This is a genomic window from Spirulina sp. 06S082, assembly GCF_034932145.1.
Taxonomy (GTDB): Bacteria; Cyanobacteriota; Cyanobacteriia; order Cyanobacteriales; family Spirulinaceae; genus CCY15215.
The window spans coordinates 1-15,656 of sequence record NZ_JAYGHV010000408.1; the positions used below are offsets into that span (position 1 = coordinate 1).

Here is a 15,656-nt window from a genome sequence, read left to right on the forward strand (position 1 = left end):
CCACCTTCGCAATAGCACAGATAATATTCCCACATCCGGATAAATTCTTCTGAATAACCCAGCGCCCGCACCTGCTCAATATGATTGAAAAAGTTGATGCGCCACTCTGCCAACGTACGCGCGTAATGTGGGCCAATATCTTCAAGATTGAATAGTCTCAAGTCAGACGCTCGCGTGCTGCTCTCCAGCAGTGCTGTCACAGAAGGGATGCAGCTGCCAGGAAAGATATAACGCTGGATGAAATCAACAGCGTTTTTTGCTGACTCATAACGCTGGTCAGCAATGGTGATGCCTTGCAAAAGCATCATGCCCTCAGGTTTGAGCAGGCTGGCACATTTGGCAAAAAAGGTGTCGTAATACTCATGACCTACGGCCTCGATCATTTCAATGGACACCAGCTTGTCAAACTGCCCCTCTAAATCCCGGTAATCCTGCAGAAGCAGATGAATTCTATCTGTCAGTCCTGCAGCCTCTATGCGTTCTTTGGCAAGCGCATATTGGGCTTGTGAGATGGTGGTCGTGGTCACTTTGCAGCCATAGTGTTGCGCCGCATGCATGGCAAATCCACCCCAGCCAGCACCAATTTCAATCACATGGTCTTCCGGTTTGAGTTCCAACTTGCGGCAGATGCGATCCAACTTGCTCACCGACGCTTGTTCAAGGCTCATCTGCGGCGTATCAAAAATCGCGGATGAGTAAATCATAGTAGGGTCCAGAAAAAGCTGGAACATGTCATTACCCAGATCGTAATGTTCTTCCCCGACTTGAAAACTCCTTGCTAAACTTTGTAAATTGGTAATGCCTGCGATCGCCGCTTCCCATAAAGAACTCAGATTTCTGGGTGCAACTTCTTCATGAAGATTTCCCCGCAAAATGTGAACAAAAAATTGGTCGAGTTGAGGACAGTCCCACCATCCTTCCATATATGCTTCTCCTAAGCCGAGAGAACCGTGTAAGAGAACGCGCTGATACAGTCTTTCGTTATGAACTTGGATATCCCAAGGACGAGAACCGTTAATTTGAATATCAACTTTTTCCAAACGAACCTGAATTGATTTTTTGAGTTTATCATTAATTGTTTTTTCCAGCCAATTTAAGGGCATTGGTTGCAAAGTTGGTAAATTTGATTGCATGAGTTATCTCCAAATGATGTGAATGTGATGTAGAGACCCGATAAAATTATCTACTATTCAATCCCAGGGTGGCGATCGCTTTCAATCTTTCTTTACGATCTGGGTGGCGATCGCCATGTTAGAAACAATAATTATTGTTCCCAACTCGATTGGCTTATCGACCCATGTGAAAATAGACCGAACCGAGTACAAAATGGACGATACTTACACCCAGTAGGTTATAAGTTCGCCGATAAATCAGACCAAAGAAAATGCTAACCCCTAATGTTACTATCATCGATTCAAAACCATATTGTGCGTGAACAATTCCAAAGGCTAGAGCAGTAACGGCTACAGAGATATAACCCTTATTATCCACCAGAAAACGTTGGACTAAAGTTTGTACTGTCGCTCTAACAAACTGTTGGAAATAACTATGGATGAAATAAAATAGTGTCGTGACTGAAAAAGACATGGAGAGGAAACTAGGCAGAAGGTTTTCCTCGGGTATAATTTGATGTAATACCACGCACAAGACAAAAATACTGGCGACACCTACGGCACTGAAAATCAATCCATCCAGTACAGATTTGATGAAATTAGTCTTGATATCGATCAGTTTTTTGAAGGGGACATCTACCTTGACAAATAATAAGATAGCAGGAATAAAACCGACAATAATGAGATAAACCCAGTGAAATAATGTTGACTCTGCCAAATTGCGATCGGGAAACATATCTACAAACTCCTCTAGACTAATTGCTAGAAAAAAGCCAAAGATAAGTAAAAACAAAAAGTGGCTGAGTTTATCCCGTTCTTTTAGGTCTTCAACTTGCTTTTGCATAGCTGTTGCATAGCGATCGCTTAAAGTTTGGATATATCCGAGAGTTTGTTGGATAATCGTTGGGTTTAGGCGATCGAGAATTTTCTGATGCTGAGGAATTTGTGCGATCAGTTTTTGTTTGGATAAACCATAGACTGTGATTTCTGTCTCTGCTTTTACAGTAAAGCCTTTGATATGAACATCGACCAAAGATATTTCGCCTAAAATGTTTCCGGCTGATATCTCTGTAAATTTGAAGTCTGTTTCGGTATTGAGGTCAGTTTTATAAACTCCTACGGTTCCGGATAGGAGAAAATAAACTTTATCTTGTTCTTCTCCTTCCTGAAAAAGAAATTCTCCAGGTTGATAAGTTTTTTCTTCGCAAAGACTCTCGATTGAGTTTAATTGGGATTCGCTGAGTTTTTCGAGAATTTTAAATTGTTCGAGCCTATTTGAAAAATTGCCTGAGAATTCTCCTGTATCGATCCTTCTCTTGACGCTCTTCTGATTATGGATTGGACTATCCTGAACGTTAAATGCTTCAACCACGATTAAGAATTCTCCACAACCGATTTGATGGAACTCTTTCCAAAAACGTTAAACCTGTTTGTATGTTCAATATTAAAATAGGCTTTCTCAAAACGTCAATATAGAAAAAGTGATAAAAAGTAATAAAAACTGATAAAAGTTGACAAATGTTCGATTTTTGACTGGAAAAAAGAGCATGGTTATTCTACACTCAAATAAAAAACTTTATTCATTGACTTAACTGAAAATAAACCAGACCGAGTACGAAGTGTACAATGGTTACGCCGATTAAATTATAAGTTCGTCGATAAACAAGACCAAAGATAATACTAGCAATTAATGTTACCATCATCGCTTCAAATCCATAGTTAGCATGAACGATGCTAAAGGCTAAGGCAGTGAGTATTACAGAATTATAACCCTTGCGATCGAGCAAAAATCTTTGGACTAAAGTTTGTATTACTGCTCTAAAGAACTCTTGAATATAGCTATGAAGGATATAAAATAGCGATGTTATTGCAAAAGACATTGTGAGAAAATTATCTAATAATTTGGCTTCTGGAAAGACGGGATTGAGTGCAACACATACACCAAAAATAACCCCAACTCCCAAACCACTGAAGATAATTCCATCGATTAAAGATTTTTTGAGATTTTTTTTGATATTGACTACTTTTCTAAAAGGAAAGTCAATTTTAAGAAATAGTAATATAGCAGGAACAAGACCGACAATAATAAGATAAATCCAGTTAAATAATGTTGTTTCCGCTATGCTGCGATCGGGAACAAAGTCGGTGAATTCTGCTAGGATAATTGCCAGAAAAAAGCCAAAAACAAGTAAGAATAAAAAATAGCCAGAACGATTGCGTTCTTCAAGTTCTTCAATTTGCTTTTGCAGCGTCATAACGTGGCGATCGCTTAAAGAACGGAGATGATCGTTAACTTGTTTCGTAATCGTTAGATACAATATATTGAGAATTTTTTGATGCTCTGGAATGGTATCAATAACTCTTTGTTTTGACAAAATATAGGCAGTTACTTCTGTTTCTGCTTTAACGGAACAACTTCTAGGAGATTCATCGACAAAAGCCATTTCTCCTAAACTTTGTCCGGCTGACATTTCTTTGAATTTTAGTTGTTGTTGGGTATTCTGATCGATCTTATAAAGTCCCACGATTCCAGAAATTAAAAAATAAATCTCATCCTGTTTTTCTCCTTCAAAGAAAAGAAATTGTTCGGGTTTGTAGTTTCTTTTCCGACAAGTACTTTCCAGTTGTTCTAGCTGAGATTGACTGAGATTTTCTAATAGTGTGAATTCCTCGATCATAATTAAAAATTCTCAAAAACTGGCTTATTTTTTAGGGGTTTGGAGACCAAACCCTCAATATAGTAGGGGTTTGGTCTCCAAACCCTCTAAGACGATCGCTCGAGTTTCATGCGGGTATAATAGTCCCGAAATGATTGATAATACTCGATATCACTATACAAATGACAGCGATCGGTAATTCGCTTCATTAATTGCCAAGAAAAGCGGCTTTCTTTACAGTGTTGACCCCAATTTTCCTTAATACTTTCGTGAGCAGCACGCAAGTTATAAGAAGGAATTGCCGTGGAAATATGATGAGGAATATGAACGTTAATGTGATGACAGAGAAATTCAATCCATGCCGGATATTCACAATGAACTGTTCCTTCTAATTGCGCCCTTGCTTCATGCCAGTCTTTATCTGGGGTAAAAGGAATATCGGGATCGGTATGATGAACGATAGTAAAGGTACTCATCCAAAAGTGATATCCTAACCAAGGCACGAGCCAGAACTTCACAAAACCCCAAAATCCTGTAGTGAGAATTAGGGTAGGGAAGGCGATCGCGGCACCGATGATAACAAATAAAGCAGAAAAACGCACTTGTTCCCGCTCTTTGCCCTCAAAGTTCCACCAACTAAAGTGGATCAAAGCCCAATGCAGGATAGAAGCCAGCCACCACAGCCGTCCTCGCGTCACTTGATAGCCCCATTTAAACAGAAGGGGTAAATCTTCGTAAACTTCAGTTTTAAACGGATTCCACGTATTATCAACCTCAAGATTGTTGGTATGTTTGTGGTGATGATTGTGGAGAATGCGCCAACTATGAAAGGGATAAATCAAAGGCAAAAATGCGATATGTCCTACCAGATCGTTCACCCATTTGCGCTTGGCAAAAGAACGATGGCCGCAGTCGTGGCCGATGACAAACCAACCCGTGATCGCGGTTCCGGTGAAGATCCAGGCGATCGGCAGGAGATACCAAGGGGCGATCGCAATGGCAGTATAACCGATCGCCAGGGTGACAATGCTAATCGCAACTTGTAACCATGCCTTGCGTCGATCTTGTTGAAAAACCTCGCGGGGTAGGGTTTTCAAAATGTCTCGCAAACGTAAATCTGTAATTTCTAATGGTTTTGTTAATAATTCCGAGGGAATTTTTGCTGCTGTCATATTTTAGAGATTTGGGCTGTCGGGGGTAAAATTTGCAGTGCGATCGCGGCGATCGCCCTTACTGCTGTTTTTGTAGTCGGAAATTTCATCTCTTATATCTCATTTCTTTACAATTTGGAAAGTATTTGGATTCAAGTCGTCTCATGCAATCCAATCTCAATTTTTCCATCTATAAATTTGGCAATTTGTCAAGGGATTGAAGTTATTTTTTTGAGGCCATAATTTCTCAAAATGAATTGAGGTTAGATTCAATACTTGCTGGCGATCGCGCCATTACCGATTTTCGTTAAGATGTTAGCGAGCAAACTTGAGGAAGAACGCAACTTATGGCCAGAACAGAATCAACAATGTTACCTTTGGGAACAAAAGCACCGGATTTTAATTTAACGGATGTGGTTTCGGGACAATCGATTTCTTTAGCAACTTTTGCCGATCGCAAAGCTCTTTTTGTGATGTTTATTTGTCGGCATTGTCCCTTTGTGAAGCACGTCCAAGCAGAATTGGCAAGCATTGGCCGAGATTACACCGATCGCGAACTGGGAATTGTCGCCATTAGTTCTAATGATGCGGAAAATTATCCCGATGATGCCCCCGATAAGTTAAAACTAATGGCCAAAGAACTTGACTTTAAGTTCCCTTTGTGTTACGACGAAAGCCAAGCAGTAGCTAAGGCTTATACGGCAGCTTGTACCCCAGACTTTTTTCTCTTTGATGGCGATCGCGCTTTAGTTTATCGCGGACAACTCGATGATAGCCGTCCCGGTAATTCTGCCCCTGTGAATGGCAAAGACTTGCGAGAGGCGATCGAGGCCGTATTAAGCGATCGCCCTGCCATTATCGAGCAAAAACCCAGCATTGGTTGCAATATTAAATGGAAACCTGGCAATGCTCCAGCATATTATGGTTGAAAGATGAAATTTTCTTCCTCGGGCAAAATCAGGGAAAAATAGAGAGTGTTACCATGCGATCGCTGCCATGCCAGTCCAGATTGTTTTAAGGGTGTTGGAAGGTTCTCTCAAGGGACAAGAATTTGTTTTCGATCGACGCACCACTTGTTTGATCGGTCGTTCCTTTGAGTGTCAGATCCAACTCTCCAGTCAAGAAGAACTCAATACTATCTCTCGCTATCATTGTCTACTCGATATTAATCCGCCAGAAATCCGCATTCAAGATTTTGGCAGTTTAAACGGCACCTACGTCAATGGCAAAAAAATCGGGCAGCGTCCCGATCGCCTGCGAGGAGGGGGAAAACTAACGAACTTGCCAGAATACGAACTGCGCGATGGGGATAAAATTGGTATTGGGGATACCATTGTTGGGGTTAACGTCGAAGTCAGTTCCCTCGGTGATTCTCAAGACTTGAGTGGGGACTCTATTGGTTATCGCGCACTTCCTCCTCAAGATGAAACCCGCTTACTTTTTGGAGGATACGGCAATCTTAAACTAATTGAGCAAAACGAGTTTAATAAGGTTTATTTAGCCTTCGATCGCGCTAACGGAGATTGGGTCATCCTCAAGACCCTGCAACCCAAAACCTTAAAAAGAAGGGCGATCGCGGCTTTTCTAGAGGCAATGGAACAGATAAAAACTCTCGATCATGCCAATATTGTCCGCTTGCGAAATTATGGCTATCACGACGGACGTTTCTTTTTTATCTGGAACTATGGGGAAGAAGGTAATGTGACCCAGTTACTCGATAAGCGAGGGGGACGTTTATCTATAGATGAAGCACTGCCGATCATTTTCGACATTCTCACAGGACTCGAATATGCTCACAATTCAGAAGTTCCTCAAGGCACCCAAGGGGATGATATGGTCACGGGGTTGGTGCATGGAGATATTAAACCTGGGAATATTTTACTCGGTCGCAGCGATCGCACTTTAACGGCAAAATTGGGAGATTATGGTTTACTGAGGGCGTTCGATCGCGCGGGTTTAAGTCAAAAAACCTTTAATAAGCGAGATGCAACCATGTTAGGTTTTCTCCCTCGTCAGCAGTTAATTGATTTTAATTACGATCGCCCCGATGCCGATATCTGGGCAGTTGCCGCAACTTTATATGCTATGCTGACGGGGAAATATCCTCGGCGTTTTGGCAAAAAAGACCCGTTACTCGTAGTATTGCGAAGCGATGCCATTCCCATTCGCCGACGGGAACCCATGCTACCTGAACCCCTTGCTAAGGCGATCGATTTTGCTTTGCAAGACCAACCGACGATCTATTTTAAAACCGCAGGAGAGTTTCGACAGGCTTTAGAAGCGGCAATTTAAGGTTAAATATTTATTTTGGTAATAATGCGATCGAAATAACCCTAATCCATTTTAATGGATTTTTTGTATGAGACAGGGATTTTCAATCCCTGGCGGATCGTGCTATACTAACCATTTTGAGTATGACAGACCCATCGATTTTGTCATGCAGATTTGATTATTATTGCTGTTTCGAGTTGCAGGTGTGGGATTCTATTTCCTGTTTGATGGGAGAATGGGAAATTTATCAACTGATGCTTACAAAAACATAGAATGAATACATCTTTGAGGTGGGCTTGTGGCAGATCGAGAAATCTTGAAAAACGCTGTAACCCGCATTCTTTCGTGAATGGCATGAAATCCTTGCTCTGATGGGGTTGCAGAGGTTTTACACAGGAAAATAATTGCGAATATGTTTCAATTATAGTGGGTTTCTTGACTGCCACAAAATCGGCTGCTAGAATGCAGTCAGAGTAAGGGTTCTATTTGGGGTCCCTTATGGCTTCTTCGGAAGTCGAATTAATGGAAACGAAAACAGCAGTGCCGCCGAAGCCGAAAACAAGGGAAACCTTATGGCTTCTTCGGAAGTCGAATTAATGGAAACTTCCCTGCAGGATCCAAGGTCAAACTGACCTCCGCTTATGGCTTCTTCGGAAGTCGAATTAATGGAAACAGGCACATATGGAGGGGCGTTCTCCATAATATCATACAGCTTATGGCTTCTTCGGAAGTCGAATTAATGGAAACTGTTTTTCTGGGCTCTCGCCCATCTCAAAGCGCGCGAAACTTATGGCTTCTTCGGAAGTCGAATTAATGGAAACTGTAAACGCAGCCGTTTTTAGGCTCCTCATCGCAGTTAACTTATGGCTTCTTCGGAAGTCGAATTAATGGAAACGGCATTAAAATTGAATGTCGTTTTTTTATAGTCATTCTGTCTTTTCAAATTCCTTTCAAAACCCGCACAAAGAACCATCGCGATCGCGCAGCGAATGCAAATATTCAGCCAGATCCGCCAGGGATTGAAAATCCCCGTCTCATACAAAAAATCCATTAAAATGGATTAGGGTTATCGCGATCGCATTTACCCGCAAAAAAATCCTTAACAGACGCACTAACCCCTAATTTTTTACAGCCAAAGTTAATCCATCAGCAATGGGAACGAGACTAAGAGTAATATTTTGATCTTGATGTAACTTTCGGTTAAAATCGCGAATGGATTGAGTGCGATTATCTTGTACTTCCGGATCCGCAACTCGTCCCGACCAGAGAACATTATCCACAGCAATTAATCCCCCCGATCGCACCAAAGCAAAAGCGCGATCGTAATAAGCACTATAATTGCTCTTATCAGCATCAATGAAAGCAAAATCGAAAGTTTCCCCCTCTCCCTCTGCCAGCAAGCGATCCAAAGTTTCCAAGGCTGGGGCAATGCAGAGGTTTATTTTGTGAGAAACTCCCGCTTTCTGCCAATAACGACGGGCGATCGCGGTATATTCTTCACTAACATCACAAGCGATAATTCGTCCATCTTCCGGTAAGGCGATCGCCACAGCCAGAGAACTATATCCCGTAAAAACTCCCACCTCCAAAGTTTTCTTAGCATTCATCAACTTAACCAGTAAAGCCATAAATTGACCTTGTTCTGGGGCAATTTGCATTTGTGCCATGGGGTGAGTTGCCGTTTCTTGGCGCAACTGTTGTAAAATTTCTGGTTCTCGTAGAGATAGCGATCGCAGATAATCAGTGAGGCGATCGTCCAGTCCATAAGTATTTCTTGACATTACCGTTTTCCCCTTAAAAACCACCCGAAAATATTAATATCCCCCCGCATGGCCTCCAGTTCGGCTTGATGCTGTTGGGCCACCTCATAATACCATTGGCTATAGTCTTGGACTTGCTGGCGATATTCCCTTTCCCGTCGAAATTCCGAAGCCAATTGATAAGGGGCAAAAATATCCGCCGTTGGCAGTTGCTGGGGAATGAGATAATGAAAATTTTGTAACATGATTAAGCAGGATGGGAGAGCAAAATTCAATCTTAGCGAGGTTTTACGGCAACAGAAATTTCCTCGTGTGGGGTGACAACTTCCCGCGCAGCTTCCACAAAAGATTGAACGCGGATCGGATCGATCGGTTCTTCAATGCGTCCATTGCGCTTTAAAGAACTGGCGACGATAACCCCATCCGCAGCCTGCATTAAAGTGCCAATATTATCCCAATCTGCACCGCTTCCAATCAAAACTGGCGTTCCTTTAGCGGCATTTACAGCCAGTTCCAAATCTTCTAAACTGGGAGGGCTTCCAGTTGCCCAACCCGAGAGAATCACCGCATCAGCTAAACCGCGTTCGATGGTATCTTGTACCGCAACAGTTAAATTAGGTATTCCTAATGGTCTGGCGTGTTTGACCAAGACATCAGCAAAAATTGCCACATCGCTGCCCAACTCCCGACGATAGCGCAAAAGTTCCCAAGCATTCCCTTCAATCAGTCCTTGATCCGTCGCCATAACTCCCGTGAGAACATTGACGCGAATGAATTGACAGCCACAGGTTGAGGCGATCGCCATTGCACTTCTGGCATCATTTCGCAGAACATTAATCCCCACAGGAAGCATGACCAGATTGAGAAGGCGTTGTACGATCGCCGTCATCGCGCTAACAATGGCCGGATCGACGCGATCCTTGGCAAAGGGGGCATCGAAAAAGTTTTCGATAATCATGCCATCCACCCCCCCAGCAGCGAGGGCGGTTGCTTCTTGTTCGGCGCGATCGATAACCTTGTTCAAATCCCCATTCCACCGAGGAGAAGTCGGCAGGGGCAACAGATGAACCACACCGATAATGGGGTTGGGCGTTGAGAATATTTTCTTTAAATCCACTCTATAAATTTGCTCAATATTTTAGGCGCGCTGCATTTCTATTATTCTATATAAAGGGGACAGGGGACAGGATGAGGGATAAATGATGAAATTGCTCTCTTGTTCCCTATTGCCTGTTCCCTATTGCCTATTCCCTTAATATCAATATGCAAAAACCCAGTATTGCCATTTCTCACCTCGGTTGTGAAAAAAACCGTATCGACTCCGAACATATGCTCGGTTTGTTGGTAGAAGCGGGTTACGAGGTTGATTCTAATGAAGAATTGGCAGATTATGTTGTTGTCAACACCTGTAGTTTTATTCAAGCAGCACGGGAAGAGTCCGTGCGGACTTTAGTGGAATTGGCCGAAGCTGATAAAAAGATTATCATTGCTGGCTGTATGGCACAGCATTTTCAGGAACAATTATTAGAAGAATTGCCCGAAGCGGTTGCTGTAGTTGGTAGTAGCGACTATCAAAAAATTGTTGATGTGATCGAACGAGTTGAACAGGGAGAACGGGTTAAAGAAATTTCCCCGGAACCTACTTATATTGCTGATGAAAACACACCGCGCTATCGCACGACAACGGAAGGCGTTGCTTATTTAAGGGTTGCAGAGGGTTGCGATTATCGTTGTGCTTTTTGTATTATTCCTCATTTGCGGGGCAATCAGCGATCGCGCTCCATCGAGTCTATCGTGACAGAAGCGAAAATGCTGGCGGATCAAGGGGTCAAGGAATTGATTTTGATCTCCCAAATTACGACGAATTACGGTAAAGACATTTATGGCGAACCGAAGTTAGCGGAATTATTGCGGGAACTGGGAAAAGTTAATGTTCCTTGGATTCGGATGCACTACGCCTATCCTACAGGTTTAACTCCCGAAGTTGTGGCCGCTATCCAAGAAACTCCCAATGTTTTGCCTTATTTGGATTTGCCCTTACAACATTCCCATCCTGAAGTCTTGCGATCGATGAATCGACCTTGGCAAGGAAGGGTCAATGATGACATTATCCAACGTTTAAAACGAGAAATTCCCGATGCTGTTCTGCGAACGACTCTCATTGTCGGTTTTCCAGGAGAAACCGATGCACATTTTGAGCATTTAACAAATTTTATTCAGCGTCACGAATTCGATCACGTGGGTGTCTTTACTTTTTCCCCAGAAGAAGAAACCCCTGCTTATTCTTTGCCAGAACAAGTTCCCCAAGCAATTATGAACGAACGTCGAGATAGGCTTATGGCCATTCAACAGCCGATCGCGGAACGGAAAAATCAAGGAGAAATTGGCAAAACCGTTGACGTTCTCATCGAACAGGAAAACCCTGAAACCGGCGAATTAATCGGGCGATCGGCGCGTTTTTCCCCAGAAGTTGATGGCTTGGTTTATGTTGCAGGGGAAGCACATTTAGGCTCAATTATCCCGGTCAAAATTACCGATGCTGATGTTTATGATTTATATGGAAAAATATCAATGAACAGTTAACTGCGATCGGCGAACTCTCGGTAATTTCTGGGAGTTCTTGAAGGAGGCGATCGATTTTTGTATAAACCAGTTCCAAGTCACTAATCTAAGTCCTCATCGCAATCTTTAATTGATGTTTTCAATCCTTCCTGAATAGATTCTCGCATACCGGGAATTGCCAGTAAATACAATGTTTCTTGAATGCCTCGCCAATCTTCTTCCGAAACTAAGATCGCATTCTTCTTTTCTCCTGCGATCAAAATCGGTTGATGGGAATTTGATGCTTCCTCAATCAAATTTTCTAAGTTCATTTTGGCATCTTCTGAAGTACATTGATTCATAAAACCCTCACTCTTTCTTAAGAAAACGATTGTTTTCTCACTGAGGATATTATAGCAACTGTTGAATTGCGTAAGTTCTAGAAAAGTGTTAAAATTAAAATATAATACAATGCTGTAAAAATAACTGGAGAATAAAATTTATGCTGAAATTTTATTTATTAATGGCGATCGCATCGGTGACTGTTTTAACCGCAGGAGGGACTTATCTTGCCTCTAATAATCATGCTCAAATGCCTACCCAAATTCTCTCGGATCGACCCAATACTACAGTTTTAGCCAGTGTTTGGGATCGAGAAACTGAGTCTTATTCAGGAAATGTTAATATGACCGTCTATCGCAGTCCCTCCTGTGGATGTTGTGGGGGATGGATCGAACACGCTAAAAAGCATGGTTTTCAAATTACCGATATTAAAACCGAGAACATCGATGATATTAAACGAGAGCATAATATTCCTGAAAATCTAGCGTCTTGCCATACAACTATCATTGATGGTTACGTGATGGAAGGACATATTCCAGCAGACGAGATTAAACGCTTTCTCAAGCAAAAACCAAAATTTGCGGGTTTGTCAGTCCCTGGAATGCCGTTAGGAACTCCCGGAATGGAATCGGGAAACAGAAAACAACCTTTTGATGTTCTCGCATTGAGTGAGAATGGGCAAACTGAAGTATTTAAAACCTACGAAAACTATTAGGTTTAAAGTTGTGTTAAAAATCAATCGCCGTCAATTTATAACTTTTGCCGTAGCGGGTGGAGGTATTGTTACTGCATCTCATTTTTGGTTGAAACAAAGTAAATCTGAAGTTAATTTGAGCAAACAATCCTCAAATCCAACTCAAGTTTATCGCAGTCAAAATGGCTTGCTCGAAGTTGATTTAGAAGCGAATTATACAGAGATAGATTTAGGAGGTCGTACCGCTTATTTACTCACTTATAACGGACAAATTCCTGCCCCTCGTTTAGAAGCCAAAGTAGGCGATCGCATTCGCATTCATTTCAGCAATAAACTCCAGCAACCCACAAATTTACACTATCACGGCTTGCATATTTCTCCCACGGGAAAAGCCGATAATGTTTTCCTGAAAATTAATCCGCGAGAGAGTTTTAACTACGAGTTTGAAATTACCACCAATCAACCGGCTGGGACATTTTGGTATCATCCTCATTTACATAGTTATGCCGCCGATCAATTATCAGGAGGACTGGCAGGATTATTTGTTATTAGAGGCGAGTTAGACGAGATTCCAGAAATTAAAGCTGCAAAAGAAGAATTTCTCGTTTTGCAAGATTTTGCTCTCGACGATCGCGGTCAATTACTATCCTCAGATTATCTGCCGATTATGGCAGGAAGAGAGGGAAATCTCATCACAGCAAATGGCGAAATCAATCCGACATTGACTTTAGCAGAAAATGGATTATTGCGCTTGCGAATTCTCAATGCTTCGACTTCCCGTTTTTACAATCTTGCTTTCGAGAATCATCCGTTTTATCTGATAGCAACAGATGGTGGCGCGATCGCCCAACCTATTAAAATGACCCAATTACTTCTAACTCCAGGACAAAGAGCAGAAATCTTGCTTAAAGGAGAAGAAGAACCGAAAACCTATCCTTTACTCAATCTTCCCTACAATCGAGGGGGAATGGGCATGATGGGAGGCGGTATGATGGGGCGCAGAGGGGGCATGATGGGACGGGGAATAGGGGATAATAATCGCAATTCAAATGCAACGAATAGATTGGCAACACTTCAGTACGATTCCACCGTCGAACCCATTCCCTTGCCCACTCAACTCACTTCAATTTCTCAGTTACCGGAACCCGATCGCAAGAGAACTTTTACCCTCAATCATGGAATGGCACCCGGAATGGGCATGGTATTTTTGTTCAATGGTCAAACTTACAATCATCAACGCATTGATACGCAAGTTAAATTAAATACCGTGGAGGAATGGGAATTAGTCAATACGGGGGTTATGGATCATCCTTTTCACGTTCATGTTAATTCCTTTCAAGTCATCAGTCGTAATGGTCAAAATGAACCTTATTTAGCTTGGCGCGATACGGTTTTAGTCCGTCAAGGAGAAACTGTAAAAATCCGGATTCTTTTCCAAGATTTTACCGGAAAAACTGTTTATCATTGTCATATTTTAGACCATGAAGACTTAGGTATGATGGGCAATCTAGAGATTATTCGTTAAATAAACAATGAAACTTTTACTCGTTGAATCGGTACAATCAAAAAATAGCCATCTTTCTCAAATCATGACTCTCGCACCTCTAAAAACTCCCAAAGCGATCGCCAGAAATAACGAGCTTACGCCAGAAGAAACGGCTGAACTTGCTGACATAACAGAACTCGATCGCCTTATTGCAATTTAGACCCCGATAATCTTCCCTAGAGCATAAAGTTTGGGCTAGATTGGCATATAATTAGATGCGTATTCAATCTCAAAGATATCGATTAGCTTAAAATCTAGGGAGCAAAAAAATGATCATCAAAGTTGAAGAAAAAGCAAAAGTTTGGATGGCTCGATATGGTGCAAATAAATTATATACAGAAAGCCAAAAGAAAAGACAAGATATGAGCGATACCGAATTAGCCGTCATCTTTGATGAGTGCTGGCTATCTCATATCGAAAAACTCGTTATATTTGCTTCTTTTATTGAACCCGAAAAAGCTTATCCAAAATTATCAAAGACACATCAAAAATATTTCAGAGAGAATCAAGAACATCGAGTATTTTACTATAAAAATGCTGAATTTATTGCACAACTTTTAAAAGATAAAGATAACATTTACTATCTCAATAACATTTGGCGTAAGGCTTCTTCAGATGATTACCCCGAACTTCTATTTGTCGAATTTGAGAGTGTGAAAGAAAGAAAAAAGTTTGCTAAGATAGCCAATTTGTTAGGTCAACATGATCAAAAATTAGGACTTAGCTTGCTCATGGATTTTATGAAATACTTCCCTGAACACCTACTTGAAAAAAACGAGAATGAAGATGAAGACAAATTCTGAAAGAACACAGGAGATATTCGAGAAATTACAACGAGATAATCGAAGCGCAGAGGGAGGATGTCAGCTTCTCTCAGTGCTTACAGTTTCTAAAGTTATTCGACAAGATCGAACAAACTCGGGAACAGATTTTTCAAGTATACTCAATAGCTCAAAAATATCTTTTCTTGGATTCCTGAGTCTTCTTGCTTGATTTGCAAGAGCAGATAACATTAAATCTTCAGATAAATCCAATAGAGAAAGCAAAAATTCATCAGCACTTTGAGCTATCACATTAAACTTTTTTAATTTTTCTTCTGGAAAATGTTTGATATTATTGGTAACAATGACTTCTGCTTTACCAATTAATGCTGCGGCTAAAACATGACGATCCCTTTCATGATTATCCATACAAGGAATTAGATCGTCTGTCATTTCAATTAAAGCCTCTGGAAAAGCATTATTCATTATGGAAGAAAGACTCCTAGCTTTCTCTTGAGACATCACCCCATTTTTAACCAAATTCCTCAGCGATCCCTCTAAAATCTCCTCTGTCCAATGCACCTGATACAAACCCACCTCTGCTGCACAAAGGAGAATATCCCTCAGATACATCGGATAAATTACACAAGAATCTAAAATCGCAGGAAAAATAGCCATACAAAATGTTACTTGATTTGAACGCTCCCCAACCAAATCAAAGATTATGGTTGGGGATTCTTTCAGCTACGGAAATTCCGTAGCGTTCCCAGAACAACTGGCGTTCTCAGCGTGCAGTCGGAACTTTTGCCCACATACACTCT

At 41.5% G+C, this 15,656-nt stretch carries 16 protein-coding genes and 1 CRISPR repeat array; of the genes, 7 read left to right on the plus strand and 9 right to left on the minus strand.

Features of this window, described 5'->3' with window-relative positions; genetic code table 11:
• The 4 genes from VB714_RS24710 to VB714_RS24725 form a co-directional block, all read right to left on the minus strand.
• On the minus strand, positions 1-1,133 hold a 1,133-nt coding region (locus VB714_RS24710; RefSeq protein WP_323227625.1), incomplete at its 3' end, for a class I SAM-dependent methyltransferase.
• 154 nt (positions 1,134-1,287) lie between these two features.
• Complete coding sequence (locus VB714_RS24715) at positions 1,288-2,484, minus strand: cyclic nucleotide-binding domain-containing protein (RefSeq protein ID WP_323227626.1); 1,197 nt, start codon at positions 2,482-2,484, stop codon at positions 1,288-1,290.
• A gap of 208 nt (positions 2,485-2,692) precedes the next feature.
• Positions 2,693-3,790, minus strand: coding sequence for a cyclic nucleotide-binding domain-containing protein (locus VB714_RS24720; protein ID WP_323227628.1), 1,098 nt, complete (start codon positions 3,788-3,790; stop codon positions 2,693-2,695).
• An 86-nt stretch (positions 3,791-3,876) separates the two neighbouring features.
• The gene (locus VB714_RS24725; RefSeq protein ID WP_323227629.1) at positions 3,877-4,941 is read right to left on the minus strand and encodes a fatty acid desaturase; all 1,065 of its coding nucleotides are present in this window, start codon (positions 4,939-4,941) and stop codon (positions 3,877-3,879) included.
• A gap of 326 nt (positions 4,942-5,267) precedes the next feature.
• Here VB714_RS24725 and VB714_RS24730 point away from each other — a divergent pair, with 326 nt between their 5' ends.
• Positions 5,268-5,849, plus strand: coding sequence for a thioredoxin family protein (locus tag VB714_RS24730; RefSeq protein ID WP_323227630.1), 582 nt, complete (start codon positions 5,268-5,270; stop codon positions 5,847-5,849).
• Positions 5,850-5,916: 67 nt separating this feature from the next.
• Positions 5,917-7,212: a protein kinase domain-containing protein gene (locus VB714_RS24735; RefSeq protein WP_323227632.1), complete on the plus strand. Its 1,296-nt coding sequence runs from the start codon at positions 5,917-5,919 to the stop codon at positions 7,210-7,212.
• Positions 7,213-7,686: 474 nt separating this feature from the next.
• Positions 7,687-8,086: direct repeats of the CRISPR family, unit length 35 nt; unit sequence CTTATGGCTTCTTCGGAAGTCGAATTAATGGAAAC.
• A 223-nt stretch (positions 8,087-8,309) separates the two neighbouring features.
• Here VB714_RS24735 and VB714_RS24740 read toward each other — a convergent pair.
• The 3 genes from VB714_RS24740 to btpA are packed head-to-tail and all read right to left on the minus strand — an operon-like array spanning position 8,310 to position 10,068.
• On the minus strand, positions 8,310-8,972 hold the full coding sequence (locus tag VB714_RS24740) for a class I SAM-dependent methyltransferase (RefSeq protein ID WP_323227634.1): 663 nt from the start codon (positions 8,970-8,972) through the stop codon (positions 8,310-8,312).
• Complete coding sequence (locus VB714_RS24745) at positions 8,972-9,196, minus strand: hypothetical protein (RefSeq protein WP_323227636.1); 225 nt, start codon at positions 9,194-9,196, stop codon at positions 8,972-8,974. Before VB714_RS24745 ends, VB714_RS24740 begins: the two co-directional genes overlap by 1 nt.
• Before the next feature lie 32 nt (positions 9,197-9,228).
• A complete protein-coding gene (gene btpA / locus VB714_RS24750) occupies positions 9,229-10,068 on the minus strand; it encodes a photosystem I biogenesis protein BtpA (RefSeq protein WP_323227637.1) in 840 nt (279 codons plus the stop codon).
• Between the two features lie 146 nt (positions 10,069-10,214).
• Between btpA and rimO the strand changes: the two genes are divergently transcribed.
• Entirely contained in the window at positions 10,215-11,534 is a 1,320-nt protein-coding gene (gene rimO, locus VB714_RS24755; protein WP_323227638.1) for a 30S ribosomal protein S12 methylthiotransferase RimO, read from the plus strand.
• Positions 11,535-11,614: 80 nt separating this feature from the next.
• Here the strand turns inward: rimO and VB714_RS24760 are convergent, their stop codons facing one another.
• Positions 11,615-11,854 (minus strand): type II toxin-antitoxin system Phd/YefM family antitoxin, encoded by a 240-nt coding sequence (locus VB714_RS24760; RefSeq protein ID WP_323227639.1) that lies wholly within the window; start codon positions 11,852-11,854, stop codon positions 11,615-11,617.
• Between the two features lie 140 nt (positions 11,855-11,994).
• Between VB714_RS24760 and VB714_RS24765 the strand changes: the two genes are divergently transcribed.
• The 4 genes from VB714_RS24765 (at position 11,995) to VB714_RS24780 (ending at position 14,877) form a co-directional block, all read left to right on the plus strand.
• A complete protein-coding gene (locus VB714_RS24765; RefSeq protein ID WP_323227640.1) occupies positions 11,995-12,549 on the plus strand; it encodes a DUF411 domain-containing protein in 555 nt (184 codons plus the stop codon).
• Positions 12,550-12,559: 10 nt separating this feature from the next.
• Positions 12,560-14,053 carry a multicopper oxidase family protein gene (locus VB714_RS24770; protein WP_323227642.1) on the plus strand — a complete coding sequence of 498 codons (1,494 nt, stop codon included), beginning with the start codon at positions 12,560-12,562 and terminating at the stop codon, positions 14,051-14,053.
• A gap of 7 nt (positions 14,054-14,060) precedes the next feature.
• Entirely contained in the window at positions 14,061-14,234 is a 174-nt protein-coding gene (locus VB714_RS24775) for a hypothetical protein (RefSeq protein WP_323227644.1), read from the plus strand.
• 109 nt (positions 14,235-14,343) lie between these two features.
• Entirely contained in the window at positions 14,344-14,877 is a 534-nt protein-coding gene (locus tag VB714_RS24780; protein ID WP_323227645.1) for a hypothetical protein, read from the plus strand.
• Between the two features lie 60 nt (positions 14,878-14,937).
• Here VB714_RS24780 and VB714_RS24785 read toward each other — a convergent pair whose 3' ends face one another.
• Complete coding sequence (locus VB714_RS24785; RefSeq protein ID WP_323227646.1) at positions 14,938-15,513, minus strand: PIN domain-containing protein; 576 nt, start codon at positions 15,511-15,513, stop codon at positions 14,938-14,940.
• Between the last annotated feature and the right edge of the window lie 143 nt (positions 15,514-15,656).